The 26,497-nt window shown below is 71.4% G+C and carries 27 protein-coding genes, 1 tRNA gene and 1 pseudogene; 13 read left to right on the top strand and 16 right to left on the bottom strand.

What is annotated here, in order from left to right:
- Together Q0817_RS15575 and glgC are read right to left on the bottom strand one after the other, a co-directional pair.
- Positions 1-371, bottom strand: a pseudogene (locus Q0817_RS15575) (hypothetical protein); the annotation flags it as partial.
- 374 nt (positions 372-745) lie between these two features.
- Positions 746-1,990: a glucose-1-phosphate adenylyltransferase gene (gene glgC, locus Q0817_RS15570; RefSeq protein WP_298590202.1), complete on the bottom strand. Its 1,245-nt coding sequence runs from the start codon at positions 1,988-1,990 to the stop codon at positions 746-748.
- Positions 1,991-2,202: 212 nt separating this feature from the next.
- Here glgC and glgA point away from each other — a divergent pair, with 212 nt between their 5' ends.
- The 3 genes from glgA to Q0817_RS15555 all read left to right on the top strand — a co-directional run bounded on the left by glgA (position 2,203) and on the right by Q0817_RS15555 (position 4,513).
- Positions 2,203-3,396, top strand: coding sequence for a glycogen synthase (glgA, locus tag Q0817_RS15565; RefSeq protein ID WP_298590199.1), 1,194 nt, complete (start codon positions 2,203-2,205; stop codon positions 3,394-3,396).
- 440 nt (positions 3,397-3,836) lie between these two features.
- Positions 3,837-3,922 (top strand) — tRNA-Leu (locus Q0817_RS15560).
- 138 nt (positions 3,923-4,060) lie between these two features.
- Positions 4,061-4,513, top strand: coding sequence for a hypothetical protein (locus Q0817_RS15555; RefSeq protein ID WP_298590196.1), 453 nt, complete (start codon positions 4,061-4,063; stop codon positions 4,511-4,513).
- Positions 4,514-4,572: 59 nt separating this feature from the next.
- Here Q0817_RS15555 and Q0817_RS15550 read toward each other — a convergent pair whose 3' ends face one another.
- The gene (locus Q0817_RS15550) at positions 4,573-7,113 is read right to left on the bottom strand and encodes an ExeM/NucH family extracellular endonuclease (RefSeq protein ID WP_298590214.1); all 2,541 of its coding nucleotides are present in this window, start codon (positions 7,111-7,113) and stop codon (positions 4,573-4,575) included.
- Positions 7,114-7,147: 34 nt separating this feature from the next.
- Here Q0817_RS15550 and Q0817_RS15545 point away from each other — a divergent pair.
- Positions 7,148-8,382 (top strand): IS3 family transposase gene (locus Q0817_RS15545; protein WP_298590192.1). Its coding sequence is split into 2 segments (ribosomal slippage): positions 7,148-7,457 and positions 7,457-8,382, totalling 1,236 coding nucleotides; the frame shifts between segments, so codons are not numbered across the junction.
- A gap of 30 nt (positions 8,383-8,412) precedes the next feature.
- On the opposite strand, the gene Q0817_RS15540 is transcribed toward Q0817_RS15545, so the two are convergent.
- Entirely contained in the window at positions 8,413-8,559 is a 147-nt protein-coding gene (locus tag Q0817_RS15540; protein WP_298590189.1) for a hypothetical protein, read from the bottom strand.
- 233 nt (positions 8,560-8,792) lie between these two features.
- Positions 8,793-10,043, bottom strand: coding sequence for an endonuclease/exonuclease/phosphatase family protein (locus Q0817_RS15535; RefSeq protein WP_298590186.1), 1,251 nt, complete (start codon positions 10,041-10,043; stop codon positions 8,793-8,795).
- A gap of 193 nt (positions 10,044-10,236) precedes the next feature.
- On the opposite strand from Q0817_RS15535, the gene Q0817_RS15530 reads away from it, so the two are divergent.
- Positions 10,237-10,704, top strand: a complete 468-nt coding sequence (locus Q0817_RS15530) for a hypothetical protein (protein ID WP_298590183.1) — start codon at positions 10,237-10,239, stop codon at positions 10,702-10,704.
- A gap of 225 nt (positions 10,705-10,929) precedes the next feature.
- On the opposite strand, the gene Q0817_RS15525 is transcribed toward Q0817_RS15530, so the two are convergent.
- The gene (locus tag Q0817_RS15525) at positions 10,930-11,436 is read right to left on the bottom strand and encodes a hypothetical protein (RefSeq protein WP_298590180.1); all 507 of its coding nucleotides are present in this window, start codon (positions 11,434-11,436) and stop codon (positions 10,930-10,932) included.
- Positions 11,437-11,910: 474 nt separating this feature from the next.
- Between Q0817_RS15525 and Q0817_RS15520 the strand changes: the two genes are divergently transcribed.
- Positions 11,911-12,510, top strand: coding sequence for an AAA family ATPase (locus Q0817_RS15520; protein WP_298590177.1), 600 nt, complete (start codon positions 11,911-11,913; stop codon positions 12,508-12,510).
- Positions 12,511-12,755: 245 nt separating this feature from the next.
- On the opposite strand, the gene Q0817_RS15515 is transcribed toward Q0817_RS15520, so the two are convergent.
- The 5 genes from Q0817_RS15515 to Q0817_RS15495 all read right to left on the bottom strand — a co-directional run bounded on the left by Q0817_RS15515 (position 12,756) and on the right by Q0817_RS15495 (position 17,230).
- Entirely contained in the window at positions 12,756-13,160 is a 405-nt protein-coding gene (locus tag Q0817_RS15515; RefSeq protein WP_298590172.1) for a hypothetical protein, read from the bottom strand.
- Positions 13,161-13,370: 210 nt separating this feature from the next.
- Positions 13,371-13,607, bottom strand: a complete 237-nt coding sequence (locus tag Q0817_RS15510; protein ID WP_298590170.1) for a hypothetical protein — start codon at positions 13,605-13,607, stop codon at positions 13,371-13,373.
- 4 nt (positions 13,608-13,611) lie between these two features.
- The gene (locus Q0817_RS15505; RefSeq protein WP_298590167.1) at positions 13,612-14,844 is read right to left on the bottom strand and encodes a VCBS repeat-containing protein; all 1,233 of its coding nucleotides are present in this window, start codon (positions 14,842-14,844) and stop codon (positions 13,612-13,614) included.
- A 51-nt stretch (positions 14,845-14,895) separates the two neighbouring features.
- Entirely contained in the window at positions 14,896-16,125 is a 1,230-nt protein-coding gene (locus Q0817_RS15500; RefSeq protein ID WP_298590164.1) for a VCBS repeat-containing protein, read from the bottom strand.
- A gap of 931 nt (positions 16,126-17,056) precedes the next feature.
- Positions 17,057-17,230, bottom strand: a complete 174-nt coding sequence (locus Q0817_RS15495; RefSeq protein ID WP_298590161.1) for a hypothetical protein — start codon at positions 17,228-17,230, stop codon at positions 17,057-17,059.
- Positions 17,231-17,595: 365 nt separating this feature from the next.
- On the opposite strand from Q0817_RS15495, the gene Q0817_RS15490 reads away from it, so the two are divergent.
- From Q0817_RS15490 to Q0817_RS15470, 5 genes are all read left to right on the top strand, one after another.
- Positions 17,596-18,684, top strand: a complete 1,089-nt coding sequence (locus Q0817_RS15490; protein WP_298590159.1) for a TerC family protein — start codon at positions 17,596-17,598, stop codon at positions 18,682-18,684.
- Positions 18,681-19,169 (top strand): hypothetical protein, encoded by a 489-nt coding sequence (locus Q0817_RS15485; RefSeq protein WP_298590156.1) that lies wholly within the window; start codon positions 18,681-18,683, stop codon positions 19,167-19,169. Before Q0817_RS15490 ends, Q0817_RS15485 begins: the two co-directional genes overlap by 4 nt.
- 185 nt (positions 19,170-19,354) lie before the next feature.
- The gene (locus tag Q0817_RS15480) at positions 19,355-19,618 is read left to right on the top strand and encodes a winged helix-turn-helix domain-containing protein (RefSeq protein ID WP_298590211.1); all 264 of its coding nucleotides are present in this window, start codon (positions 19,355-19,357) and stop codon (positions 19,616-19,618) included.
- 177 nt (positions 19,619-19,795) lie between these two features.
- Positions 19,796-20,095, top strand: a complete 300-nt coding sequence (locus Q0817_RS15475; RefSeq protein WP_298590153.1) for a hypothetical protein — start codon at positions 19,796-19,798, stop codon at positions 20,093-20,095.
- Between the two features lie 42 nt (positions 20,096-20,137).
- Entirely contained in the window at positions 20,138-20,701 is a 564-nt protein-coding gene (locus tag Q0817_RS15470) for a DinB family protein (protein ID WP_298590150.1), read from the top strand.
- Positions 20,702-20,889: 188 nt separating this feature from the next.
- On the opposite strand, the gene Q0817_RS15465 is transcribed toward Q0817_RS15470, so the two are convergent.
- Positions 20,890-21,093 (bottom strand): hypothetical protein, encoded by a 204-nt coding sequence (locus Q0817_RS15465; RefSeq protein ID WP_298590147.1) that lies wholly within the window; start codon positions 21,091-21,093, stop codon positions 20,890-20,892.
- Positions 21,094-21,382: 289 nt separating this feature from the next.
- Here Q0817_RS15465 and Q0817_RS15460 point away from each other — a divergent pair, with 289 nt between their 5' ends.
- Positions 21,383-21,679: a hypothetical protein gene (locus tag Q0817_RS15460; RefSeq protein WP_298590144.1), complete on the top strand. Its 297-nt coding sequence runs from the start codon at positions 21,383-21,385 to the stop codon at positions 21,677-21,679.
- A 34-nt stretch (positions 21,680-21,713) separates the two neighbouring features.
- On the opposite strand, the gene Q0817_RS15455 is transcribed toward Q0817_RS15460, so the two are convergent.
- Positions 21,714-22,445 carry a DUF72 domain-containing protein gene (locus Q0817_RS15455; protein WP_298590141.1) on the bottom strand — a complete coding sequence of 244 codons (732 nt, stop codon included), beginning with the start codon at positions 22,443-22,445 and terminating at the stop codon, positions 21,714-21,716.
- Positions 22,446-22,530: 85 nt separating this feature from the next.
- On the opposite strand from Q0817_RS15455, the gene Q0817_RS15450 reads away from it, so the two are divergent.
- Positions 22,531-23,190 carry a thymidine kinase gene (locus tag Q0817_RS15450; protein ID WP_298590208.1) on the top strand — a complete coding sequence of 220 codons (660 nt, stop codon included), beginning with the start codon at positions 22,531-22,533 and terminating at the stop codon, positions 23,188-23,190.
- Positions 23,191-23,223: 33 nt separating this feature from the next.
- Here the strand turns inward: Q0817_RS15450 and Q0817_RS15445 are convergent, their stop codons facing one another.
- The 3 genes from Q0817_RS15445 to Q0817_RS15435 all read right to left on the bottom strand — a co-directional run bounded on the left by Q0817_RS15445 (position 23,224) and on the right by Q0817_RS15435 (position 26,480).
- Positions 23,224-23,721: a hypothetical protein gene (locus Q0817_RS15445; protein WP_298590138.1), complete on the bottom strand. Its 498-nt coding sequence runs from the start codon at positions 23,719-23,721 to the stop codon at positions 23,224-23,226.
- Positions 23,722-24,141: 420 nt separating this feature from the next.
- On the bottom strand, positions 24,142-25,770 hold the full coding sequence (locus Q0817_RS15440; protein ID WP_298590136.1) for an MDR family MFS transporter: 1,629 nt from the start codon (positions 25,768-25,770) through the stop codon (positions 24,142-24,144).
- Positions 25,767-26,480: a TetR/AcrR family transcriptional regulator gene (locus tag Q0817_RS15435; protein WP_298590133.1), complete on the bottom strand. Its 714-nt coding sequence runs from the start codon at positions 26,478-26,480 to the stop codon at positions 25,767-25,769. Before Q0817_RS15435 ends, Q0817_RS15440 begins: the two co-directional genes overlap by 4 nt.
- Positions 26,481-26,497 lie beyond the last annotated feature (17 nt).

The raw sequence follows: 26,497 nt of genomic DNA, 5'->3' as shown, positions 1-26,497 counted from the left end.
CCGTCGCTGCCGTGGCCGCCGTTGCCCTGGGTGCCGTTGCCGTCGTGGCCGTTGCCGGGGGTGGTGCCGTCGCTGCCGTGGCCGCCGTTGCCCTGGGTGCCGTTGCCGTCGTGGCCGTTGCCGGGGGTGGTGCCGTCGCTGCCCTGGCCCCCGTTGCCCTGGGTGCCGTTGCCAGGAGCCGAAATGCTCTTGCCATTGGGGGCAGCCGGCGAGTTCGTCGACGAGGGAGGCGCTGCGGTGGCGACGACCGACGTGACAGGAGGTGCTGCGTCGGGAACAAGGTCGACGGCCAGGGCCCCGGTGAAACCGCAGAGGGTGATGGCAGAGGCAATGGGGGCGACGAGCAGAGCTCGTCCGAGGGAAGCGTTCACGGTCATCTCCGAGGGGTGAGAAGCGATGTGCTGATCGGTTCTCACCGTACGGAGATTGCATGTGCTTGCATGTAGCCCGAAGGGCCCATGATTTCGACTGTCCCCCGTCCTGCCGCCCACAGTCGACCCGTCCCGGACGTGGGGCGATACATATAAGTTGGTGAGGATTCCGATTCTGGGTCCTGTTCCTGTCCCTTCTTCGGCACCGGGTGCGCAGGCGATGTCCCCGGAAGTGTGCGGAGGACCGACTCGCCGCCGCAGGGCTGGAGCCCGAGCGGATCCGGACCGCGGCTGATCATGACAACGGCACCGCACCTCCTGGAACGGTGGTGCGGTGCCGTTGTCATGATCGGCCGCCGGCGCGACCGGAGCCGTCAGTCCTCGAATCGGTAGTTCTTCGGGGCGACCGTCAGCCCGGAGGGCGTCACGGTCAGGCCCCGGGCCCGGTCCTGCTCCGGGTCCACGCCGACCTTCACGCCCGGGGGCACCACCACGTTCTTGTCGAGGATGCACCGCTCCACCACGGCGCCCTCGCAGACCTCCACGTTGGGCAGCAGGATGGACTGGTTGACGGTGGCGTCGTTGTGAACCAGGACCTTCGGGGAGAGGATCGACTCGGAGACGCGCCCGCCCGTGACCAGCACCCCGCGGGAGAGGATCGAGTCCGTGGCGATGCCGCCCTCGCCCCGCGGGCCGCGCACCAGTTTGGCCGGCGGCGCCTGGATCTCGTGGGTGTAGAGCGGCCAGGCGTAGTTGTACAGGTTGAAGACCGGCAGCGGGCGGATCAGGTCCATGTGGGAGTCGTAGTACGAGTCCAGGGTGCCGACGTCGCGCCAGTACTGCCGGTCGCGGTCGGTGGAGCCCGGGACGTCGTTGTTCGTGAAGTCGTAGACGGCCGCCTCGCCGCGGTCCGCGAACCACGGCATGATGTCCCCGCCCATGTCGTGGCTCGTGCCCTCCTTCGTCTCGTCGGCCCGCAGCGCCTCGATGAGCGCGTCGGTGTCGAAGACGTAGTTGCCCATCGACGCGAAGAACGCGTTGGGGTCGTCCGGGAGGGGAGCGGTGCTCTGGGGCTTCTCGACGAAGCGGGAGATCTTCGTGACGTCGTCGGGATCCGTCTCGATCACGCCGAAGGACGTGACCATCTCCATCGGCTGGCGCACGCCCGCCACGGTGGCGCGGGCCCCCGACTCGATGTGGAAGTCCACCATCGCCGAGAAGTCCATCCGGTACACGTGGTCGGCGCCGACCACCACGACGATGTCCGGCTTCGCGTCGTCGATGAGGTTCATCGACTGGAAGATGGCGTTGGCGGAGCCCAGGAACCACTCCTTGCCCCGCCGCTGCTGCGCCGGGACGGTGGCCACGTAGTTGCCCAGCTGGGTGGACAGCCGCCAGGTCTGGGAGACGTGCTGGTCCAGGGAGTGCGACTTGTACTGGGTGAGCACCACGACCTGGAGATAACCCGAGTTCACGATGTTGGACAGTGCGAAGTCGATCAGCCGGTAGCCGCCCGCGAAGGGCACCGCGGGCTTGGCGCGGTCCTCGGTGAGCGGCATCAGGCGCTTGCCCTCGCCTCCGGCCAGGACGATCGCGAGTACCTTCTTACGGTGGGGCATGGGAACCTCTCTGACTTCTTCGGCAATCGGGCGCAACAACTCCGCCTCGCGGTGCGGAACCACTCGACAGGCGCCTTCATTGTGTCTTAACAGCCGCGAAGGGGAGTGACCGTCCGCACAGGAGTCCTGATGTGTCACCCGGAGCAGCCCACACGGCTCGCGGCGGCAGGATTCCCGTGGCGGCGGGGCGATCCTGCAGTACGCTCGGAACCGTGCGAGTAGATATCTTGTCCAAGGAGTTCCCGCCCGAGATCTACGGCGGCGCCGGAGTCCACGTGTCCGAGCTCTCGCGGGTCCTGGCCCCGCTCGTCGACCTGAGAGTGCGGTGCTTCGGCGCTCCGCGCGAACCACGGGTCAACGGCGTCGAGGTGCAGGCCTACCCCGTGCCCGCGGAACTGGCCAACGCCAACGCCGCGATCCAGACGCTGGGCGTGGACCTCGCCATGGTCGGCGACATCGCCGGCGCGGACCTGGTGCACTCCCACACCTGGTACGCCAACATGGCCGGGCACCTCGCGTCGCTGATGCACGGCATCCCGCACGTGCTCTCCGCGCACTCCCTCGAGCCCCTCCGACCGTGGAAGGCCGAGCAGCTCGGTGGCGGGTACGCGGTGTCCTCCTTCGTGGAGAAGACGGCCTACGAAGCGGCCGCGGCGATCATCGCCGTCTCCGACGGGATGCGCCAGGACATCCTCCGGTCCTATCCGGACGTCGACCCCGATCGGGTCCGGACCGTGCACAACGGAATCGACGTCAGCCAGTGGGTGCCCGACGAGGGGACCGACGTGCTCGAGTCCTACGGCATCGACCCCGCCAAGCCCTCCGTGGCGTTCGTGGGCCGCGTCACCCGGCAGAAGGGCGTGCCGTTCCTCCTGCGCGCCGCGGCCCGGCTGCCCGAGGACGTGCAGCTCGTGCTGTGCGCCGGCGCCGCCGACACCCCGGAGCTCGGCGCCGAGGTCAACGCGCTCATCGACGACCTCAGGGCCACCCGGTCCGGGGTGGTGCTCATCGAGAAGATGCTGCCGCGCCGCGAGATCGTCCAGATCCTCTCCGGCGCCACGGCGTTCGCCTGCCCCTCTGTCTACGAGCCGCTCGGCATCGTCAACCTCGAGGCCATGGCCTGCGGCACCGCGGTGGTCGCCTCCGCCACGGGCGGCATTCCCGAGGTCGTCGTCGACGGCGAGACCGGCCGGCTGGTCGCGCTCGAGCAGACCCAGGACGGCACCGGCACACCGTTGGACCCCGAGAAGTTCGTGGCCGACTTCGCGGCCGCGCTGACCGACGTGGTCTCCGACCCGGAGCGCGCCCGGCAGATGGGGGCCGCCGGCCGGCGCCGCGCCGAGGAGCACTTCGCGTGGGAGTCCATCGCCGAGCGGACCGTGGAGGTCTACCGGTCCGTGCTGTGAGGCCCGGGCGGCCCGGCTGTGCCTCGTGACCGCCGGGGCCGTGCGGGAGAGGCGGCGGCCACCGTGAGCCCGTGGGAGCACGGGGCGGCGGCGGCCGCCGCCGGCACAGGTGAGGGGGGTCCCCGGCCACCCCGAGAACTCACGTCGCCGGCGGGGACGGGGGCACCCCGGCGGCTCCGACGCGACTCTCGAGTGAACATCGTCCCAGGTCAGCTGGAGAATCCGGGAGATGCTCAGCACACATTCAACCGCATGCCGAAGCGCGGGGGAAGACGGGAGCGCACCTACCCACGAGTTTTCATCGATTTTTTCGACGGCGCCCCGGCCGCTCCCCGGGAGCCGCGCCGATGTGAACCACGGGCGCGCATGTGGTAACTTATTTTCTGTTGCGTTCAGGGAGAGCGGCCGGAAACGGTACGACGTTCCACCTGGATCCACTCGCGCGGGTGGCGGAATAGGCAGACGCGCTAGCTTGAGGTGCTAGTCCTCGTATTAGAGGGTGGGGGTTCAAGTCCCCCCTCGCGCACAGGAAACGGCCGGTCAGGCCCAAGACGGTAGCCCCGTCGTTGACAGGATCAAAAATCCTGTTGACGACGGGGCTATTGTCATCGCCAAGGCAAGCGTCGGACAGCGCGCACACCAGGACGGAACACTGACGTCGGCGGTGCTGCGGCGCGAGCAGGACACCGGCAAGCAGACCTCACGCACCGACGATGATCAACGCGAAGCCGTGATGTTCGAGGACTTCCTCGATGCCAACGGCAAATCCTTCCGTCTGGCCCCCCGGTCCGCCGCGGAGTTCCGTCCCCAAGCCCCGAATCGCGCCGATGCCGTCCCGGGACACCTCGAGGCGTTGACGGGCGTGGAATCCGGCACACGGGCCGGGGACGAGCGCATGGCTGCCAAGCACCTCGACACCGACCCGGCTCAGGGCAACCGCGGGCCAAGGTCCAGCCGTCGGTGGAGGCTTCGGCGCGCATGCACCGAGGAAGACATGGCAGGCCGCGAGCTCAGGGACCTCGTCTGCGCCCGACCCGGGGGAGGTCAGCTTCGCAACGGCTGGATCAACCCGCCCTCCAGACAGTCGATCAGCTCAACGCTTCAGCTCAGCAACTGACCCGACGACGTTGACAGATTCCGGCCCGGTGCTGGTGTGGCGCCGGGCCGGCCGGCACGTCAGCCGAAGATCCGCTCGAGCACGTGGTGGGCGCGGTCGCTGCCCTTCTCCCAGGCACCCGGGCCGGGCTCGCCCCGGCCCGGGTGCTCCGCGGAGTTGCCCCTGTCCGGCTTCCGCGCCCGGCCGGGGTCGGTGTCCTCGGAGGCCTCGAAGCTCAGGCCGACGATCTCCGGGTTGTGGTCGGAGGCCCGGTACGGGTCAGCCGCGTAGAGGTCGACCGCGTTGTGGTTGTGCCGGCTGTACTCCAGGCCCACCGACTCGTGGGCGTTGATCTCCCAGATGTCCGAGCCCCTCACGAATTCGGCCGCTGTGGGGGAGGCCAGGACGTGGTCGAGGGAGCCGACCATGCCGCCGAAGGCGTAGGAGTATTCCCCCTCGGGGGCCAGGTTCACGTAGCCGGCGTCGTAGAGCACCCGCATCGGGTCCTCCTGGTCGTAGGAGTTGAAGTCGCCAGTGAGGAACACCCGGTCGGTGCCCTGGGCGGTCTCGAGCTCCTCGGCGAAGGCCACCAGGGCCTGGGCCTGAGCCGTGCGGTCGGCGTTCCACGCCCCGGCCCCGTCCCCGGAGTCCGCGTTGGGCCCGGTGCTGGGCGCGGAGCCCTTGGACTTGAAGTGGTTCACGATCACCGTGAAGTCCTCTGCCGCGGCGCCGCCGACGGGGCGGAAGGTCTGGGCCAGCGGCTCGCGGGCGTTGTCGAAGTTTTCCTCGTCCTGCAGGATCACGGATTCGCCCACGGTCCCGAGCGCGGCCGGCTTGTAGATGAATGCGGTGCGGATGACGTCCTCGTCCTCGACGGCGGGCCGCTCGGCCGGGGAGGGCACGTAGGCCCAGACCTCGGTGCCGGCGGCGTTGAGGGCGTCGACCAGGGCGGACAGGGCCTGGTCCCGGTCCTTGCCGAACTTCGCGGAGTTCTCGATCTCCTCCAGGGAGACGACCTCGGCGTCCAGGGCGTTGATCGCGGCGACGATCTTGGCCTGCTGACGCTGAAGGTCCTCCTGCTCGGCCGCCCCGCGGGCGTCGCAGCCCCCGCGCACTGAGATCGGGTCCCCGGCGCGGTCCGTGTAGTACGTGCAGCCGTTCAGCTCGTCGCCCGTGGTGGTGAAGTAGTTCAGCACGTTGAACGTGGCCAGCTGCACGTCCCCGCCGACGTCCTCAGGGGCGGCGGTGCGGGTGTTCTCGGCGATCACGGGGGCGTCCTCGGCGTTCTCCCCGGTCACGTGGGTCGTGGGCTGGAGGCGCCACCGGTCGAACGAGTAGCCGAGCACCACCGGCGCCACGAAGTCCACGGGCGCACCGATCCGCATCGGGGTTCCGGCGGTGAGGTAGGGCAACGGGACGGAGGAGTTGGCGAAGTTCCCGTAGCTGGTGGTCGCCCCGTCGTCGAGCAGCACGCCGCGGGCGGCGTTGTCGGCGGCCTGTGCGGCGGCCTCCGGCGAGCCGGGTGCGCCCACGGCGGTGGGCTGCACCAGCGGGGTGGTGCTTGCGGCCAGCCCGATCTCCCCGTAGCGGTTGAGGTCGTAGTTGTCGGTGATCACGAACTCGCCGGCCGGGTCCAGGAGCATGCCCTCGAGGTCCTCACGCTCCGCCTCCTCAGTGGGCCACCCCACGACGGCGGGCTTGACCGCCTCGACGGCTTCGTCGAGGACCCGCAGGCCCTCGGAACGGACGCTGAGCTGGGTCTGGCCGTAGTACTCCGCGACGGTGCCGGCGAGTTCCACGTGATCCCCGGGGAGCACTGTGCCCGCGGTGTCGGGGGAGTACACGAAGATCGCCTCGGAGGCGTCGTGGGTGGCCGGGTCGAGGTCCCCGCCGGTGCCGGGGGTCTGCAGGTAGTAGCCGTTGAGCCCGCCGGTGGCGTACACCGCGGTGACGACACCGCGAGTGGTCACCGCCTGCCCCGCCACCGGGGAGACGTCCCCGGTGCCCTGGATGTCCCGGATCGCCAGCTCCACCGGCGGGGCCTTGGGGGCCGGGCTGGGCTCGGGGGCGGGTCCGCTCCCGGTGCCGCCGGAATTCTGCGGGGTCACCGTGGTGGTGGCCGTGAAGTCGGCCGAGTTGTCGTCGGCGTCCACCCCGTCGGTGCGGGTCATCGACTTCGGGTCGGAGTTCGCCGCCGGGCCCGTGGCCGGGGCGGTCTCGTAGGTGTTGGACGCGCCGTAACCGAGCAGGTCCACGATCCTCTCCGCGCCGGTCACCGAGCCCGTGGACGGGGCCAGGGACTCGGCGCCGTCGGAGAGCACGATGGTGCCCGAGACGCCGGCGGGGTTGAACGAGGTGGCCAGATCGGCGGCGGGCAGAGCCGCACCGTTGCCCGCGTTGGACCCGCCCTGGACCAGGAAGTAACCCCCTGGGGCGATGGCCCCGGACAGCACCACAGAGCTGTTGGTGTTCTCGGTGCCGGAGGCGGAGCGGTACTGCAGTGTCCACCCGGTGAGGTCCACGGGCTCGGAGGTGGGGTTGTAGAACTCCACGAACTTGTGCTGGTACACAGCGTTGGTGGAGCCGCCGGCGCTTGACCCCTGATCTTGGACACGCGGAATCCAGCACGATGCTGGGAGAAGCGAGAATCCAAGGATGGCCAGGAAGAACTACACCGACGAGTTCCGTCGCCGGGCGGTGGACTTGTACGAGTCCACCCCGGGCGCGACGCTCAAAGGGATCGCAGCGGATCTGGGCGTGTCCCGGGGCGCGTTGAAGGAATGGGTCGACAAGTTCGGCTCCGGGACGACGGCGGGCGCGGCCACGGCCGCTCCGACGCAGGGCCGGCCGGAGTCGCCGGGGGCGAGGATCGCCCGGTTGGAGGCCGAGAACGCGGCGTTGCGGGCCGAGCAGGCCAAGCTGGCCCAGGAGCGGGACATCCTCCGCCAGGCGGCGAAGTATTTCGCCGGGGAGACGAACTGGTGAACCGCTTCCAGTTCGTCGAGGACCACAAGGACGCCTGGGGCGTGAAGCGGTTGTGCGAGGTCATCGAGATCGCCCGGTCGTCGTTCTACGCCTGGCTGGCCGCCGAGCCGGCACGGGCGGCCAGGGCGGCGGCCGACGCGGCGCTGGTATCGCGGATCCGGGTGCTGCAGGACCCGGCCCGGGGCGGGGACCGCGCCTACGGCGCGCCCCGGATCACGGCCGACCTCAACGAGGACGTGCCGGCCGGTGACCGGGTCAACCACAAGCGCGTGGCCCGGGTGATGCGCGAGCACGCTCTGGCCGGGATCCGGTTGCGCAAACGCGTGAGGACCACGATCCCGGACCAGTCCGGCAGGCGGTTCCCCGACCTGATCGGCCGCGACTTCAGCACCGGCGCGCCGTGCTGCCGTTACGTCGGTGACATCACCTACCTGCCCCTCGAGGACGGCACGAACCTCTACTTCGCCTCCTGCATCGACCTGGGCTCCCGGAAGCTCGCCGGATGGGCCATGGCCGGGCACATGCGCACCGAGCTCGTCGAGGACGCGCTGAAGGTCGCCTGGTGCGAGCGTGGGACGCTGGCCGGGGCGGTGTTCCACTCCGACCACGGCTCGGTCTACACATCGAAGTCCTACGCAGCGCTGTGCGAGCAGCTCGGGGTGAGGCAGTCGATGGGAGCGGTCGGCTCATCGGCCGACAACGCCCTCGCCGAAAGCCTCAACGCGGCCCTCAAGCGTGAGCTGCTCGAAGGCCGCGCCGCGTTCCCCGACGCGCCCACCGCCTACCGGGCCGTGTTCCGATGGGCGAACCGCTACAACACCCGCCGACGCCACTCCGCGATCGGGAACATCGCCCCGAACGCCTACGAAACCGCCGCCTCCGCTACGCTCACGGAAGCGGCATAACCGAAACGACACCGTGTCCACGATTCGGGGTCAAGGCCCGCCGTTGGTGTACGCCTCGTTGATCACCACACGCGCCCCCTCCGGGGCGGCGTGGACCGGGACCGTCAGCGGGGCGGCCAGCAGCGCGGCGGTGAAGGCCGCGCCCAAAGACGTCCGGAACAGGGTGGGTGCAGACATGCGGGGGCTCATGGGGATCCTCCGGGGGACGACAGATCGACACCCCAGTGGAGCATCCCGAGGTGAACCGCAGGTGCTCCATCGAACACCACCCGGTCCCCGCCCGTTGTCCCCGGTGTCACGTCCTGCGCTGCAACGACCGACCCGCCCCATGACCGCGTGAGGTACGGCAGGGCGGTAGAGGGCCGGGATGTCGTGGCACAGTGCGGCGCCCTACCGCCCCTGGTGCCGGGTCATCGGTGTCCTGCGACGGCGATGTCGATGTAGACGGGGCGGTGGTCGGAGGTGGGGAAGGGGTACTCCCCGGTCAGCTCGGACCCGGGCTCCCCGGGTGCCGGCCACCAGACACCGGCCTCGAGGACCCGCAGGTTCTTCGACGGAAGCACGTAGTCGGCCCGCAGATTGCCCGGGGCCGGGTCGTCGTTGAAGTCCGCGGTGTCATAAGCGGGATCCGAAAGGTGACTCAGGTTGACTCCGCCCTGCCGAGCAGCCGCCTCGGGCCCACCCGCGGAGGTCGGCAGGGGGTCCTGCACCCGGGGGTGTTCCAGCAGTTGCTGGATGGCTCCGGGCCAGGAGTCGCCGTCGTGCGGGTCGGAGTTCTGATCCCCCATGACCACGAAACGGGAGCCGGGTTCCAGCCCACCACGTCGGCCCTCGTCGTCGTAGATGTACGACGACGCGGCCCGGTCGGACACGTAGTCGGCCCAGAACCGGATCTCGTCGTGGTTGCGCCGCCCGTTGCGGTTCTCGTCGCCGTCGAAGGACGGTGGGGTGGGGTGGGAGGCGAGCACGTGCACGGTCTTCTTGCCGATCCGCACCGGCACGTCCCAGTGGGACTTGCTGGACAGCCGCAGTTGCCCGGCCTGCTCGTCGGTGTAGTAGTCGGCGGGGAGGAGGTTGTCGGGCATGTCCGCCCACCGGAAGCCCTGGAACGTGCGGATGTTGGGCGTGTCGATGGGGTGCTTGGAGTAGACGACCATCCCGTACTGGCCCGGGAAGGCCCCGAACCCCCACGCGTCGTCAGGCCCGCCCACGGTCCCGTCCTGGTTCAGATCCAGCCCCGAGGGCACGCCGGTGTTCACCGGGGCCGAGTAGACGTAGGGATAGTCCACCGGGTTCTGCCCGTTCTGCGAGACCGCAAGGTAGTTGTCGTGGAACAGCTCGGCGGAACGGCCCTCGGGGTCATGGTCGAACTCGTTGATGAGCAGGATCTCGGGATCGGTCCGCTGGATCACCTCGGCCACCGCTTGGGCCTGGGCGTCGTCCGCGGTGGCCAGATCCTCACGCAACTGCCCTTCGGTCCCTCGGTTCAGTGAGGCGTTGTAGGTCATGAACCGCACCGCCTCCCGGGTGCCCTTGCCCCGCTGCTCCCCGTGCCTGTGCCCGTGGTCATGGTCGGGCCCCGCCACGGCCGGGGCACCGGCCCCCATCAGCAGCACTGCCGCCAGCGCCGCCGCCGTCATCGGCCTGTGGACGCGCGTCATGGTGTCCTCCTCGCTCCGAGCGTCTGGACCGACCATAGGCCCACTGGGCAAACATCATCTGAACGGACCGCCTGCCGCCTTCGCCGCAGGTTGCTGGTGATGTCGCGGCAACCCGGGGGCCCGTGCCGGTCGGAGCGCCCCGCAGACGGCCACCGCCATTCCCACTGACGAGGCGGTGGAGCTGGGTGCTCCGTTGGCCCAGGCCCACGCCCACAACGACGACGAGCACGGTCGGCCCCTGTTCGATGCTCCGGAGCACGGCTCTACCTCCGTGGAAGCCGATGGGTGGCTGGTCGAGGGAGAGCTGCGGGTCGCCCATGACGCCGGGTACCGGGTGCGGTTCTGGGCCACCAACGACATCGCCGGGCAGGCCCGGGAGAGAATGTGGACCCAGCTGCAGGCGGCCGGGGTCGACCACACCAGCACCGAGAACCTTCCCGGCCTGCAGGAGTTCCTCACCCCCGAGCGCACCGGGTGCCGCGTTCCCGGCACCGTTCTGCCGCTGAAGGAACCCGGGTGCCCGGCCATGCGCATCCGGTGCTACTGGGCGTTCACCTGCCGTTGGCCGGACGGTCACAGCGGCTCCCTACGGTGTCGGAGGCCAGCAGGAGACCCCCGAATCCTGTCTGACCTGCACGGATGCGCCCCCGAGCACTCGTGACGAATGCCCCAGCCGTTCCGCGACGGTCCAGCTGGGGCATTCGACTGCCCCCGGCAGGCGACCGTGGTCTGGTCGGGGGCTTCCTGCGCTGAGGCGCCCAGGCTCTCGGAGATTGGAGCGGAGCCGGCGGCGGTCGGCTGGCCCTCTTCGCTGATCATGTACTTCCCGATCGCCTTGGTCAGGTCGGCGGTGGCCTGGGAGTCGTACTGCGGCCAGTACAGGTGCTCAGAGACAAGAACGATGGGGTAGGAGCCGGGTTCGGTGGTGTCCCGGGCGAGGTCCACGGCCGTGTCGTACTTCGTCCGACCCCCCGGCGGGCGTGGAGTTCTCCACAGGCCATCGTGAGGGCCTCTTGCCGGAGACCTCCTCGGTCCATACGTCCGGGGCGGCCGCGGCGATGGGGGAGATCCCGGCCGGCATGCGGGAGCCGCCCTCGGGTCCGCCGACCTCCGGCGACGCCTCGTGTTCCTCGGCGTCGAGGTCGGCGTCGGTGCGGGCGAAGTCCGCTCCACCGGCGGTGAAGGCCTCCCGGCCGGTCCCGGAGCAGCGGATGTCGGCCCCGGGGTGGGCTTCTTGGAATCCTTTCTGCCAGGCGGTCATCGCTGTCTCCTCGGAGGAGGCGCCGATGCCGGTCAGCGTGCCGGAGAGCTCATCGTCCCCGGCGGCGGAGCCGGACCCGCAACCGCGACCGCACCCGGTCAGGGTCAGGGCGGCGATGGTCAGCTCGGCCATGGGCGAGGCGTGCGGGGGAGGTGCTCATGGGTGCGCTCCGTCTTCCGGTCACGATGCGTGCAGTCCCCGACCTCCGGGATCGGATGCGCGCCATCAGCCGAGGTTCGGGCCACGGTCTTCTGGGCTCCCGTCGTGGCCAGGCATCGCAGGTGGAGAGCGTGGACGGAAGATGCAGCCCACCGGTGAGCTGTTCCCGCGACGGTTCGGGCGACCCCCGGTCGCGGTCGTCTGCTGTCGGCGATGAGTTCAGGGCAGGAGCAGGCAGAGTGCTCCGAGCACGGACAGCCCGGCCCGGAGGTGGTTGGCCCGCGTCCACGGCCGCGCTTCGTCACCGCCTGGCACCGCGCCCTCGGCCGAGGACCTCTGGAACGCGTCGTGGCGCACGGCGTGGGATCCTGCGATCAGTGGTGCGAAGAACAGCCGACAGAAGGGGTGGCCGGTGCCTGACGACCAGCGTTGCGTCCGGGGGGGAGGGTGCAGCATGCCGGGTCACCGACGCGCGGGCACCGGCAGATCGTGGTGCTGCTGGGCATCGACGGGTCCGGGAAGACGACCGCGGCGACCGCCCTGGCGGCTGCGGCACGGGAAGCCGGGGTCCCGGCGATCGTGCTGCGCAACCGGTCGGGTCGCCGCTGGCTGGCCCGCGCCTCGGCGCGGTGCGGACTGGAGGTGCCCGTGCGGTGGGCGGACCGGTTCGAGACCAGTGTGCGCATCCTCAACGTCCTGGTGTCCCAGGCCCGGGCCTGGCGCAGGGAGGGCCTGGTGATCGTCGACCGTCACCTGGTGTGCCAACTGGTGCTGCGCCGGGGTCGTGGTCTGCCGGCGGGCCGCTGGCTGCCGCGGCTGGCCTGTTGGGTGCTGCGCCCGGACACGGTGGTCGTGCTCGAGGTGCCGGCCGAGATCGCCCAGCAACGGATCCTGCGCCGCGGAGAGGACGACGAGTCCCTGGACTACCTGCGCACCGCCCGCGCCGCCTACCTCGAGCTCGCCTCCGCCTGGGGGTGGAGTGTCGTGGACGCGACCGTAACCACCGAGGTGCTGGTCGCCCGGATCATCGACGCCGCCGACCAGTGACCGTCGCCGGCGCTACGGTCACCCCTGCGGGCAGAGCAGCCCATGGCCGGTCGACGGCGAGGCCGCCGACGATCCCTGCTCTCCCAGAAGGGGCCGCCGACCTGGGTCGTCCCGCGGCGCGTTCGCGGCATCGGACCCCGGGACCTCCCGCGCCGTCGACGACCGGCGCAGTGCCGTGGTGCTCCAGGAGGTCCTCCACGCCGACGGCTCCTGCTTCTCGGCCCTCGGGTCGGAACCGCGACCGCTCAGGGGTTCGCGGTGATCCGACCACCGAGCTCGTCCTGCAGCTGCTGCAGGGGAGTCTCGTCCCGAGAGATGACCACCCAGTTGGCCGTGTGCAGGAAGGAGGCGTTCTCCTCGCTGCTGAGGAGGTCCAGAAGCTCCTCCATGCTCTCCTCGGAGCCCGCGACTGCCATCGCCATGACACCGTTGGCGCAGTCGAGGAAAGTGGTCGAGGGGTCGGCCGGTGCCTGCAGCTGATCCGTGCCCGGGCACTCGACACCGGCGCCGACGACGTCCTCGCGCAGTGCCAGTGCGTCGTCGTAGGCGGTCTCGCCGTCCACCATCGCCTGGACGTCGTCGGCGGTCGGCCCGCAGCCCGTCAGGGCCAGGGCGGAGAGAGCCAGTAGAGCAGGAACGGGGCGGCGCATGGGACGTCCTCTCGTCGATGGGATCGGGTGCCGAGCAGGGATCACCGAGCGCGCGGGTGCACACCCTGGTCCGATCCTATGTGCCGGGTGCCGCGGAAGGGGCCGGTCACGCGCGGACCGGGCGGACGGTGATCGTCGCGGCCGGCACTCCGATGGTGGCGGAGTGGATCAGCGCGCGGAGCGGCACCGGGGTCGTTCTGCCGGGGACCGTCAGGAGGCGGACCGGCGGTCCTGCACGGCGAGAGTGCGCACGCGGTCCCCGGCGGCGTCCATGGCCAGCGAGGCGAGCACGGCGAGGATCGCCATCCACCGGCGCGGGTGGGCTGCTCCGCGTCCGACCAGCCAGTGCTCGAGCGCCGCGTCGACCCGCAGCGAGGCGGCCTGGACCCCGCACGTCGCCGCGCCGAGGACAGTGCCGGCCCCGGGCGGATGGAGGTGTCCCGACACGTTCTCAGGACAGGGTCACGACGGTGCGGCTGGCCCCGAAGCCGACGACGTCGTCGCGTCCGTCGCCGTTGACGTCGCCGAGCAGGCGGGGGAGACGCTCGTCCCAGCCCAGGCCGACCCCGTAGTCCCCGGACAGCAGGAAGGGGGCATCGAAGGTGTTGTCGGTGCGCCCGTGGGCGGCGTACATGCCTTCGTAGCCGAAGCCCACGATGTCCTGGAGGCCGTCGCCGTTGAGATCTGCCAGGGTGCGCGGGTTGAGGTTGGTGCGCCATCCCTGGGCGTAGCCGAACTCCGGGACCTTTAGTGCTGCCGCGCTGAACCTGCCGTCCCCGCCGGCGTAGGAGACCCAGGTCCCGCCGTGGCCGAAACCGACCACGTCCTTCATCCGGTCGCCGTTGAGGTCGCCCAGGATCCGGGTGTGCCGGTCGGTGCGCCATCCCTGGTCGTATCCGAAGTCGCCGATCTCCAAGCGGGGAGGGCCCATGAACCAGCCGACCGGGGACCACCGGGAGATCCAGGTGCCGGCGTCCCCGAAGCCGACGATTTCGTGCTGGGTGACCCCGTACACGTCGGCGAGCAGCCGCGGGTGCTTCTCCACCCGCCAGCCCCGGTCGTACCCGAAGCTGTCCGAGAGCCGGGCGGGGGCGGTGAAGGTGCGGTTCGTCCGGCCGCTGGCGGCGAGGACCCCGGCGTCGCCGAACCCGACCAGGTCCGCCGCCGCGCTGTCTGCCCCCACGGTGGCGGCCGTGCGCACGTGGCGGGTGGTGGACCAGCCCTGGGCGGCGCCGAAGTCGCGCACCTTCAGGGCCGGGGCGGTGAAGGTCCCGTCCGCTTGGGCGTAGGCCACCGAGACCCCGGCGTCGCCGAAGCCGACCAGGTCCGCCCGGCCGTCTCCGTCGAGGTCGGCCACCGTGCGCACGTGGCCGGTGGTGGACCAGCCCTGGGCAGCGCCGAAATTCCGGACTCGCAGGACCGGGGTGGTGAAGGTTCCGTCCGGGCGGGCGTGGGCGACCCAGAGCCCGGCGTCGCCGAAGCCCACGATGTCGGCCCGCCCGTCGCCGGTGACGTCGGCCAGCTCGCGCACGTGACGCTCCACTCGCCACCCGTCGGCGTAGGAGAACATGGGTTGGGCGGCGGTGGGCGTCGCCTGCGCGGCGCCGCCCACGGCAAGACCTCCCAGGGCCAGCCCCGCAGCGGAGGCACCGGCGATCACGCGGTGCACCAGTGAACGTGTCATCTCAGGCCTCCGGGGGTTCGGGCATCGGGTGCGGTGCCGGAGTGTTTGGTTTCAGGACGGGCGCACGCTCAGCTGGGAGTGGCCGAAGGCGACGATGTCGTCCCGGCCGTCGCCGTTGACGTCGCCGAGCAGCCGCGGGTACTTCTGCGGGGTCCATCCGGTGTTGTAGCCGAACTCGGGGGTCAGCAGGCGCGGGCCGGTCAGGGGAGCGGGGTTGCCGTCGGAGACCCAGGTGCCGGCGTTGCCGAAGCCGACCACGTCCTCCACCCCGTCCCCGGTGATGTCCGCCAGCAACCGCGGGTGGCGATCGACCTGCCAGCCCTGGGCTGCCCCGAAGTCGGCGACCTCCAGGGCTGTGGGGTAGAAGTTGATGTTCCTCGGCAGCGTGGGGATGGAGCGGGCCACGTGGATCCCGCGGTGGCCGAAGCCGACGATGTCGGCCCGCCCGTCGCCGGTGATGTCTCCGACCGCCCGGGGGTGCTGGTCGACCCGCCAGCCCTGGGCGGTGCCGAAGTCGCGGACCTCCAGCCCCGGCTGGGTGAAGGTGCTGCCGGTGCGGCCGTAGGAGATCCAGGTGCCGCCGTAGCCGAAGCCGACCACATCGGCGGCCCCGTCGTCGTTGACGTCGGCCAGCTGCCGCGGGTGCTGGTCCGTCCGCCAGCCCTGGCTCACCCCGAAATCGGGGATCTTCAGGGCGGCGGGGGCGAAGGTGCTGTTCGCCCGGCCGTAGGCCACCCGGACCCCGGCGTCGCCGAAGCCGACGATGTCCTCGATCCCGTCGCCGTTGACGTCGGCCACATGGCGGGGGTGGCGTTCGACCGTCCAGCGCTGGGCCCAGCCGAAGTCGTCCACCACCTGCGCGGCCGGGGTGAAGGAGCCGTCCGGGCGGGCGTAGGAGACCTGCACGCCCTTGGTGCCGAAGCCGATGAGGTCGGCCCGGCCGTCGCCGTTGACGTCGCCGGTGGTGCGCTGGGCCTGTTCCCAGGCCCAGCGCTGGGCGGTGCCGTAGTCGCGGATCGCCAGGACCGGGGCGGCGAACGTGCCGTCGGTCCGTCCGTAGGCCACGAAGGTGCCGGGGTCCCCGAAGCCGACGACGTCGGCGCGGCCGTCGCCGTTGACGTCGGCGAGCTCCCTCACGTGCTCATCGACCCGCCACTCGTTGGCGTAGGTGAAGTACTGCTGGGCCGCGGCGTGGGCCGGGCCCGCCACCGCGATTCCCGTCACCGCCAGCGCCGCGGCCGCTGTGCCGGTGACCAGCCGTGACGTGGACGAATGTGCCATGGAGATCCGCCGCCCTTCTGTCTTCCCTCGTCAGAGCCGATTCTGCTCCTGAGTGGAGTCGGGCGGTAGGTGCAGACGCGAATGTGAGGCTGTGCGACGGGCACCACGAGAGGTGCGAATCCCATGGTGCCCGGACCATGTCCGGATGGAGCCGGCCCGTGCCGTCGTCCCGCAGCGCGAGCGCACGGACATGCGGCAGGTGGGGCGCCGGACCCTGCCTGCGCTCGGCATCAGCAGTCCCGGAGGTGGTGGTTCGTCCGCTCGGGCGCTCTCAGCCCTCCAGGGACCCGCCGAGGCTGAGCTCTGCGGCGATCCGTTCGGCGATCCCGGCGGTGGCGCCGTGCCGGGTGGCGTCGGCGACGAGGACGGTCATGACGGCTCCCTCCTGCTGTGCGGTTCTGCTGAACGGGCGGGACCCTGTGGTGGGGGCTCCGGCACGGCGTCCTGGTCGGTGGACGGTCCACGGCCTCTGCCGATCGCCCGCCACAGCAGCACGGCGCCTGCGGCGATCAGGGCCAGGGGCCACACGTAGGTGTACACCGCCAGCAGAGCCGTGGCCTCCAGCGCGCTCAGCACCGCCAGGGCCCCGAGGACTGCTGCCGGGATCCATGCCCACCGCCGCGGCCCGCCGGGCAGCAGCGCGACCAGCGCGAAGGTCAGTGCCAGCCCGGCGAAGAAGAGGGCGCCCTGGAGCGGTGGAGCCAGGCCGGCCCCCGGTCAGGCCCGCCTGCACCGCCAGGGTCACCAGCACCCCGGCGGGGATCACGGCCCACCAGCGGAGCCGGTCGCGCAGGTACACCGCGGCGAACCCGATCCCGATTCCGCCCAGGAACAGTGCCCCGCCCCACTGGTCGTTGCCGGCCACGTCGGCCTCGTCGGCCAGGATCACCAGGCCCAGACCGGCGAGGGCACCGCCGGGGATGGCCGCCCACTAGGCCTGGGGGTCGGCGACGAACAGGTACCAGAAGGCCGCGGCGGCCACGACGAACAGCGCACCCCAGAACAGCCCTGCGGCGATCAGCACACCGACCGTCTCGAGCAGAAGCAGGACCCCCGCCACCAGGAGCAGCGCACCGAACACCGTCCCCATGACCTTGCGCGACATCGGCCCCACCTCCAGCCTCAGGGTAGGTCCACGGCACCTGCCACGAACATGTGGGAGGACGAAGTTTCATCCGTCAGACCCCGGCCATGGTGCGCCGGGGCACCCCCCGGCACGGCGTCGCGAGCACGTTCCACGGAACCCCACGGGGGGGGGCGAACACGCTGGCGATCGTCTCGGCGACGACCCCGGGGCCTGACTGCGGAACCGGGTCTTGAGCAAACAGGTGAAGTGTGCTTCAGTTGTTCACACAGGGAGGGGAGTATCCCCCAGCGTTCCGTCGTCACTACGGCCCCCGCGGGCCCGGTGGAACGGGTCCGGTCCGGGCCGGGAGAGACCTCCGATCGGATCGATCGGAAGGTTTCGTCATGGATGTCCCGTTCTGGATCTGGGCCTCGGTGCTGGGTTTCATCGTGGTGATGCTGGCGGTGGACCTGTTCGCCCACCGCCGCGCCCACGTGATCGGGGTGCGCGAGGCGGCCGTGTGGTCGGGGGTGTGGGTGGCCTTCGGTGTGGCCTTCGGCGTCATCGTCTGGCAGGTCTGGGGCGCGCAGTTCGGCCAGCAGTACTTCGCCGGCTACCTGATCGAGAAGTCCCTGGCGGTGGACAACGTCTTCGTCTGGGCGATCATCTTCAGCTACTTCGCCGTCCCCCGGGAGTTCCAGCACCGGGTGCTGTTCCTGGGGGTGCTGGGTGCCCTGGTGTTCCGCGGGATCTTCATCGCCGCCGGGGCGGTGCTGATCCAGAACTTCTCCTGGATCCTCTACGTCTTCGCCGCGTTCCTGCTCTACACCGGGTACCGGATGATCCGCCAGCGCAACGAGCACCTGGACCCCGAGCAGTCGATGGTGCTGCGCGGTTTCCGCCGCTTCGTGCCGATGACCGATGTCTACCACGGGCAGAAGCTGCTGGTCCGGAAGAACGGGGTGCTGCTGGCGACTCCGCTGCTGGCGGTGCTCGTGCTGATCGAGGCCACCGACGTCGTCTTCGCCGTGGACTCCATCCCGGCGATCTTCGCCGTCACCGACGAGGTGTTCCTGGTCTTCACCGCCAACGCCTTCGCGATCCTGGGGCTGCGGGCCATGTACTTCCTGCTGGCCGACCTGATCCACCGCTTCGTGTACCTGAAGATCGGCCTGGCTCTGGTGCTGATCTGGGTGGGGATCAAGATGCTGCTCAAGATCGATCTCTTCTACATCCCCACCCCGGTCTCCCTGGCCGTGGTCGCCACCATCATCACCGTGTCGGTCGTCCTCAGCCTGCGCGCCACCCGGGGACAGGGCCGCCAGGCGCTGCCGACCCCGGCGGAGCCACCGTTCCGGGTCGCCACCGAGGCCGAGGACGGGGCCCTGGAGCCGGTGTGGTCCCGCCACCGCCCGGCGGCCGCCACTCCGCACCGGCACGACCGCCGGGACGACCCCGAGCGCGCCCACCGTCACGAAGGAGAGCTCCGATGACCGCCCTCGCCCCTCGCCGCCCCGTGGCTGCGGTGATCACCGACGGTCCCGAAGCCGTCACGGTGGTCCGCTGCGCGGCTCGGACCGCCGCCGAACAGAACCGCCCGCTGCTGCTGCTGGTGCCGATGCTGCGCTCGGCCTTCACCACCGACTCCGTCATCGCCGCCCGGATCCACCAGCAGGCGCTGCGCGAGGCCGAGGCCGTCGCCGCCCGCACCCGACCGGCCCTGGACGCCGCCGGGACCCCGGCCCGGGTCCAGGTCGTGTGGCACCGGTCCTGTTCCCTCCGCCGTGCCCGTCAGGGGCGGGCCATCGCCCTGGCCCACGCGGCCGGCCGGGCCGGCGCCGCGGTGGTCGTCACCCCGGCGGACATCCCGCTGCCCACGGTCCGGCACGGGGCCGAGGTCGTGCTCGTGGCGGGCGGTGCGGCGTCCCTGATCACCGTGCGCCGCCCCGCCCGCTCGCGCGGACTGGCCGAACTGTGACACGGACCTGCTCCCACGAGCAAACCGGGTCGTAGAATTGGCACCTCCGACGGGAAGGACCCACGACATTGCCCTCCAGACCCCCTTCCGGTGCGGTCGGCAGTCCGCCCCCCACCCCGGACAGTTCCGGCGGAGCAGGGGCGCGGCGCCCGGCGTGGACGTTCCTCACGAACCACGGCCACGTCCTGCTGGCCGTGGCCCAGTCCCAGGACATGAAGGTGGCAGAGATCGCCGCCCAAGTGGGCATCACCGCCCGGGCCACCCTCACCATCCTCAAGGACCTCGAGGACGCCGGGTACCTCACCCGGCACCGGGTGGGCCGGCGCAGCCACTACACCGTCGACGCCCACCAGCATTTCCGTCATCCGGCCACCGCCGGCCACGAGGTGGGGGAGCTGTTGGCCATCTTCGAGCCCGGTGCCTCCGTCCGGTCCCAGGACGGTGCCTGAGCGGCCGCCGGGGGATCGCGAGCGGTCGCCCGTCCCCGCAGGTCACGAGCGGGCTTTCCCCGACCGGCCTGCCGTGGCCTCGCAGCTGCAGCTGCGGCAGTTGCGATCTTCCTCTCGGTGGTGGTGTCCGGTCCCCGGGATGCGTAACCTGTCCGCACCAGGGAGCGGAGGCCGCAGATGTACGCACGGGTCAGTACCTACGAGGGCGCCTATCCGGAGGACTACGACTCCGGCCTGGACGCGCTGCGCTCCGAGGTCCTCCCCGGCATCCAGGCGCTGCGCGGGTACCGCGGGTCCCTGAGCCTGGTGGAGCGCTCCACCGGTCGGTCCGTCTCCATCACCTTCTGGGCGGACGAGGAGGCCCTGGTCGCCACCCGGCAGGCCGTGGAACAGATCCGGGAACGTGCCGCGGCCACGTCGGGGTCACGCATCCTGGACGTGACCGAGTACGAGGTCGGCTACAGCGACCTGCCCTAGCGGGACGCGGCCGGGAACCACCTCGAGCAGGAAGGAACCACCATGACCGACCTCGACGTCGCCGCCTGCGCCGCCGATCAGATCGACTGGCACTGGGCCCAGCAGCTGCGGCCCCGCCTCGCCGGCCTGACCGACGAGGAGTACGTCTTCGACCCGACCGGAGGGTCCGCGTGGACCGTCCATCCCCGCACGGAGCGGCGCACGCCCCTGCAGACGGGCAGCGGGGAGTTCGTGGTGGACTTCGCCTACCCCGAGCCGGTGCCCGCGCCGTTCACCACCATCGCCTGGCGGTTGGCGCACGTCGTCGTCGGCGTCCTCGCGGTGCGCAGTCATGAGCACTTCGCCGGCCCGGAGGCCTCCTACGAGAACTGGGCGTACGCCGGTACCGCCGAGGCGGGACTGGCCCAGCTGGACCGCGAGTTCGCCCGCTGGACGACCGGGGTGCACTCGTTGTCGGAGGCGGACCTGGCCCGCCCGTGCGGCCCGGGGGAGGGCCCGTACGGGGACCTCCCGATGCTCGCGCTGGTGCTGCACATCAACCGGGAGCTGATCCATCACGGCGCGGAGATCGCCCTGCTGCGCGACCTGTACGCCCACAGCCGCTGAACCGCCCGGAGCGGCGAGCACCAGCGGCTTCCGGGGCACCGGAACTGCGAAGGCCCGGCCCCTGCGATGAGCAGAGGGACCGGGCCTTCAACACGTTCCGCCTCCCGGTGCCGGAGGCAGGCCTTCCATGGTGGAAGACACCGCCCGGGCAGTGCAACCCGGGACGGTGTCCGAGGGCCGGCCGACGGCTACTCGTCGTCCGTGGGAAGACCGGTCTCCGGGTCCTCCGGCGGCACGACGTCGTCCTCTGCCTCCTCGGGCCCGCTCTCCTCGCGCCTGTTGTTCTCGTCCGTGGTGGCGGTCAGCCAGTCCTCGTCGCGCACGCCCAGCCTCTCCTGGCTCGTCTCCGCGTAGGCCTCGTCGCGGTCCGCGGGCTCCTGGTAGCGGTCCATCTCCGGCTCCTGTCCTGCTCGGCGGTGATGGCCCGATCCTATGCCCGGCCCGGCCGGCCCCCGTGCCCCGGCGCCCCCGGCCGAACGCCCTCCGGGGCTCCGCGAGCCGTCCCGGCGCCGCGTCGCCCCCAGTGGGACGGGCAGAGCTGCGACTCGGATCACCTGCCGATCCGGCTAGTGCAGGACCTCCGGACCCGTATCCTGGACACGGACGACGATGTCGAGCAACCCCCACCGGCACCGGAGTCCCACGACCCCGGTGCATCCGATCACCAGGAGGTCCCCCACCGTGACTGCTGCCAGTCTGAGTCCCGCCCCCCGTCCCGAACGATCCGCCGCCGCGCCGCCCCGGCTCTCGCGCTACCGGATGCAGGTGGACCGGCCGGGTCTGGATCTGCGCGCCGGCGAGACCGTCCTGTGCGCCCCGTACGAGCCCGCCGAGCTGGCCATGGTCGTGGTCGTGCGCTGCGAGTCCGACGGGCACAGCCCCGGCGCCCTGCTGCCCCTGAGCGAGGTCGAGCACCTGGGGCCGACCGAGGAGCACCTCGGCCCGTGCTCCTGGGGCAGGCCCGGCGTCCGGCGCTGACCGCGCGCGGGCGCACCCGGCCCCCGGGCGCTCCTCAGCCGCCCTCGAGGAGCCCGCGCAGTGTCAGGGCGTTGCGCACGGCGTGGCCGTCGCCGTCGTTGTTGAAGTACGCGTACACCTCGCGGCCGTCGTGGTGCCACTCCCGGATCCGGTCCGCCCACCAGGCCAGGTCCTCGTCCGGGTAGGACCCCGCGTACAGGTGGTGCTGGTCGGGGCCGTGGAAGCGGACGTAGACGAACGGAGCCGTGGCCTCCAGGACGCAGGGCAGCCCCGCCCCGCTCATCACGCAGTATGCCGCGCCGTGGCGCCGGAGCAGATCGAACACCTCCGGGTGCACCCAGCTGTCGTGGCGGAACTCCACCGCGACCGGGATCCACTCGGGCAGTCCGGCCAGGAACCAGTCGAGACGCGCGTCGTCGCGGGCCTGCGCCGGCGGCAGCTGGACGAGCAGCACCCCGCGACGGTCCCGCAGCTCGTGCCAGGACTCCGCGATCCGCCGGCTCCAGGTCTCGGGCGCGTAGAGCTTCTTCGCGTGCGTCAGCCCGCGGGGGGCCTTGACCGTCATCCGGAAGCCCTCCGGCAGTCGCCGGTTCCACCCGGCGAAGGTGGTGTTCCGCGGCCAGCGGTAGAAGCTCGCGTTGAGCTCCACGGTGGAGAAGACCCGGGTGTAGAGCTCCCGGCGTTCCGCCGGGGCCGTGCCCGGGGGATAGAGGACGTGCTCCCAGTGGTCGTAGCTCCACCCGGAGGTGCCGATGTGCCAGCCCATGGACTCCAGGCTAGCGGGCGTCCGCGGCCGCGCCGACCACCGGACGGTGCCGACGTAGGGTGTTCACCGGCACGCACGGCGCCCCCTGCCGTCCGCCCACCACCCGGCACGATCCCAGGAGAACCAGCATGACCACCTCCGCCAGGCCACGCTGATGGCGAAGCTCTACTTCCGGCACGGGGCGATGAACTCCGGCAAGTCCACGGTGCTGATCCAGGCCGCGCACAACTACGAGGAGCGCGACCAGAAGGTCCTGGTCGCCAAGCCCGCGATCGACTCGAAGGGCGCGGACACCGTGGTCTCGCGGCTGGGGGAGTCCCGTCAGGTCGACCTGCTCCTGGCCCCGGACGACGCGGCGCGCGAGCGCTTCCGCGCCGCCGTCGAGGAGCAGGGACCCGTGCACTGCCTGCTGGTCGACGAGGCGCAGTTCCTCGCCCCGGCGCAGGTCGACGACCTCCTGCGCATCGCGGTGCTCGACGGCGTGCCGGTGCTCGCCTACGGGCTGCGCACGGACTTCCGCACGGAGGCGTTCCCCGGCGCGGCCCGCCTGCTGGCGGTGGCCCACACCGTCGAGGAGCTGCGCACGATCTGCCGCTGCGGCTCCAAGGCGATGTTCAACGCCCGGACGGTGGACGGGGCACCGGTGTTCGAGGGCGACCAGGTGGCCATCGACGGCGTGGCGGTGTCCTACGAGTCGATGTGCGCCGGATGCTACCTGCGCCACTCCGGCGGGCGCCTGCGCTGAGCACGGACCCGGGCGGCCGGTGCGGCAGCGGCGTCACGGGGCGTCGTCCCGGTCCTCCTCGCGGGCGTGGCGGTCGACGACCGCCCAGAACAGGTCCTCGGGGACGGCTTCGAGGTCGGGGTGCAGGGCGGCGAGCTCGTCGATGATGGCGGCCACGTCGTAGTGGGCGTGCACGTCACCGCGCCGCGCCAGCCGGTTGGAGGCGATCAGCCCCTCCACGTAGGCGGCGTGGTCGGAGTCCGTGAAGGCGCTGAGCCCCGCGTCGGCCCACAGCTGCTCGAACTCCGGGTGGCCCTCGGTGACGAGACGCGTCGGGGTCCAGGCGTTCTCGTGCTCGCCGGTGCCGGGCTCCGGGGCGTGCCGCTCGAGACCTGTGGCCTTGACGAACCGCGTGCCGTCGTCGACCGTGACGGTCCGATCGGTCTCGTCGACGACGGTGCGCCGCTCGGTGCGCAGAGTGGGGCCGCCGCGGACGACCACGGCGCGGGTGCCGATGCCGGTGGCGCCGCCGGCGTGGTGGTGCTGGCTCACGGGACCCTCCTCGGGGCCTGGGCTACGGCGGCGGCCGGTCCGCCGGGTGCCTGATGCGCAGAACCTAGCAGTCGGGAGAGACTCCCGGGAACCTCCGGGACGGCCCGGGCCCGGACGGCGTCGGCGCCGCCGGAGGAGTTCCGGCGGCGCCGACGGGGCGGGGTGGACCGGGGCTCAGCCGCCGATCAGCACCGCGCGGACCAGGTCGAAGAACATGCCGAGGATGGCCGTGAAGTTGGGGTTGAAGAACGCGTCGAACTCGCCGACCAGTCTGATCATGACAGTTCCTTCCGGGGGGTGACAGAGGTGCCCGGGCCGGGCGGAGGACGCCTGGCCCGGGCTCACTCTACCGAGGGCGTTCCCTTTCGCACATGGTCTTTCGGCCAGTTCCCGTCCGGCTCGCCCGGGCGCCGGGGCCGGTCAGGGAGCGGGGGTGCCGGCGGGGGACGCGCGGCGCGCGGCCTCGTGCGCCGCGGCCTCCGCCCCGCCGATCGCCTCGCCGCGGGCCACCATGCCGGCGGTGTCCGAGAGCGGGATCTGCTTGAGGAACACCGCGAGGAGGAACGCCAGGAGCATGAAGGGGATGAGGTACCAGAACACCGGGGCGAGGGAGTCGGCGTACGCGGCGACGATCCCCTCGCGGACGGGGTCGGGCAGCTGCGCGAGGGTCTGCGGGTCCAGGGTCGCGGTCGCCTGCCCGGCCTGGGCCGAGGAGGCCCCGGCGCCGGTGAAGACGGCCGTGAGCTTCTCGGAGAGGTTGTTGGTGAAGATCGCCCCGAAGATCGCCACGCCGAGGGCGGCGCCGACCTCGCGGAAGTAGTTGTTGGTGCTCGTGGCCGTTCCCACCATGGACGGGTCCACGGCGTTCTGCACCACGAGCACGATGACCTGCATGATCAGGCCCAGCCCGGCGCCGAGCACGAGGAGGTAGACGCAGATCAGCCAGATCGGCGTGTCGGCGGCCAGGGTGGTCATGGCGAGCATGGCCGCCGCCGTGACGAGCGTGCCCGCCGGCGGATAGCCCTTGTAGCGGCCCGTGCGGGAGATCCTGAGGCCGGACCAGATCGAGGTGGCCATCAGCCCGGCCATCATGGGGACCATGAGCAGCCCGGACTCCGCGGCCGAGGTCCCGGAGGACATCTGCAGGAACGTGGGCACGAACGCGATGGCCGCGAACATCCCCAGTCCCAGCGTGAGGCCGATGGCGGTGGCGTTGACGAACACCGGGTTCCGGAACAGGCCCAGGGGGATGATCGGGTCCTCGGCCCGGGCCTCGTTCCGCACGAACAGCGCCGTGGCCACGAGCATGCCGCCGGCCCAGGCCCAGGTGGCGGCCTCGCCCCAGCCGTGCTCGGCGCTGCCGCCGAACTCGGTGAAGAAGATCAGGCAGGTGGTCGCCACGGACAGCAGCAGGACGCCGGCGACGTCGATCCTGCGGGTCGCGCGACGGTGCGGGAGCGTCAGGGTGAACCAGGCGATGGCGAAGGCGGCGATGCCGATGGGGATGTTGATGTAGAAGGCCCACTGCCAGGTGAGGTGGTCCACGAAGTAGCCGCCGAGCAGCGGTCCCGCCACGGCGGAGAGCCCGAAGATGCCGCCGAGCGGGCCCATGTACTTGCCGCGCTCGGAGGCCGGGACGATGTCCGCGATGATCGCCTGGGAGAGGATCATCAGGCCCCCGCCACCGAGGCCCTGCATCGCGCGGAAGGTCACGAACTGCCAGAACCCGGTGGCCACGGCGCAGCCCACCGACGCGAGCGTGAAGAGCGCGATGGCGATCAGGAAGAGGTTGCGCCGGCCCAGGACGTCGCCGAACTTGCCGTAGACGGGCATCACGATGGTCGTGGCCAGCAGGTAGGCCGTAGTGATCCAGGCCTGGTGCTCCACGCCGCCCAGCTCGCCGACGATCGTCGGCATGGCGGTGGAGACGATCGTCTGGTCGAGGCTGGCGAGCATCATCCCGGCGATGAGGGCGGAGAAGATGATCCAGATCCGCTTCTGGGTCAGCACCAGCAGCGGGGCGCCGGCCGCGGGCGGGGTGGTGGTCATGGGGTTCCTTCGGAGTCTGGAGTCGTGTCTGAAGTGGTGTCTGAAGTGGTGTCTGACGTGGTGTCTGACGTGGTGTCCGACGGCGCGGGGGAGAACAGGGCGCCGGCCAGCCGGACGTTGCGGGCCAGCAGGGCCGCGAACTCCTCCAGGGGCGGGGACTCCTCGGGGTCGGCACCCGCGGGCCGGGTCCCGAGGAGCTCGTGGACGGTGTGCCCCGCCAGGTGGGAGACGACGGCGGCCGCCACGCCCGGGAACGGGTCGCCGTCCCCGCAGCCCTGCCGGCGCGCGATGAGCGCGGTCAGGTCGGCCAGCCGGCGCTCCATGGTCTCCGTGAGCCGCTGCAGCAGCGCGGGCTCGCGGCGCAGGACGTCCAGCAGCAGAGACCGGTCGTGAGGACCCTCCATGACCCGGAAGGACCGCACGACCAGCTCCTGCAGGGCCGTCAGCAGCGGAGGCCCGTCCGGCGCGGAGCCACCGGCGACGAAGTCCTCGCCGAAGGCGTCGAGCGGGTCCCGGGCAGGGGTGCCCAGCACGGCGTCGTCCTTGGAGGCGAAGTAGTTGAAGAAGCTCCGGCGGGAGATGCCCGCCTCCGCGCACAGCTCCTCCACCGTGAACCCGCTCAGCCCGCGCTCCGCGGTCAGCCGGCGAGCGCCGGCGACGAGCGCGCGGCGGGTCCGCCGCATGCGCTGCTCCCGCGCTCCCTGCGTCATCGGGTGGCCCCAGGGCC

This window comes from uncultured Kocuria sp., from assembly GCF_947500125.1.
Classification (GTDB): domain Bacteria; phylum Actinomycetota; class Actinomycetes; order Actinomycetales; family Micrococcaceae; genus Kocuria.
This window is presented reverse-complemented; position numbering and strand designations above follow the sequence as displayed.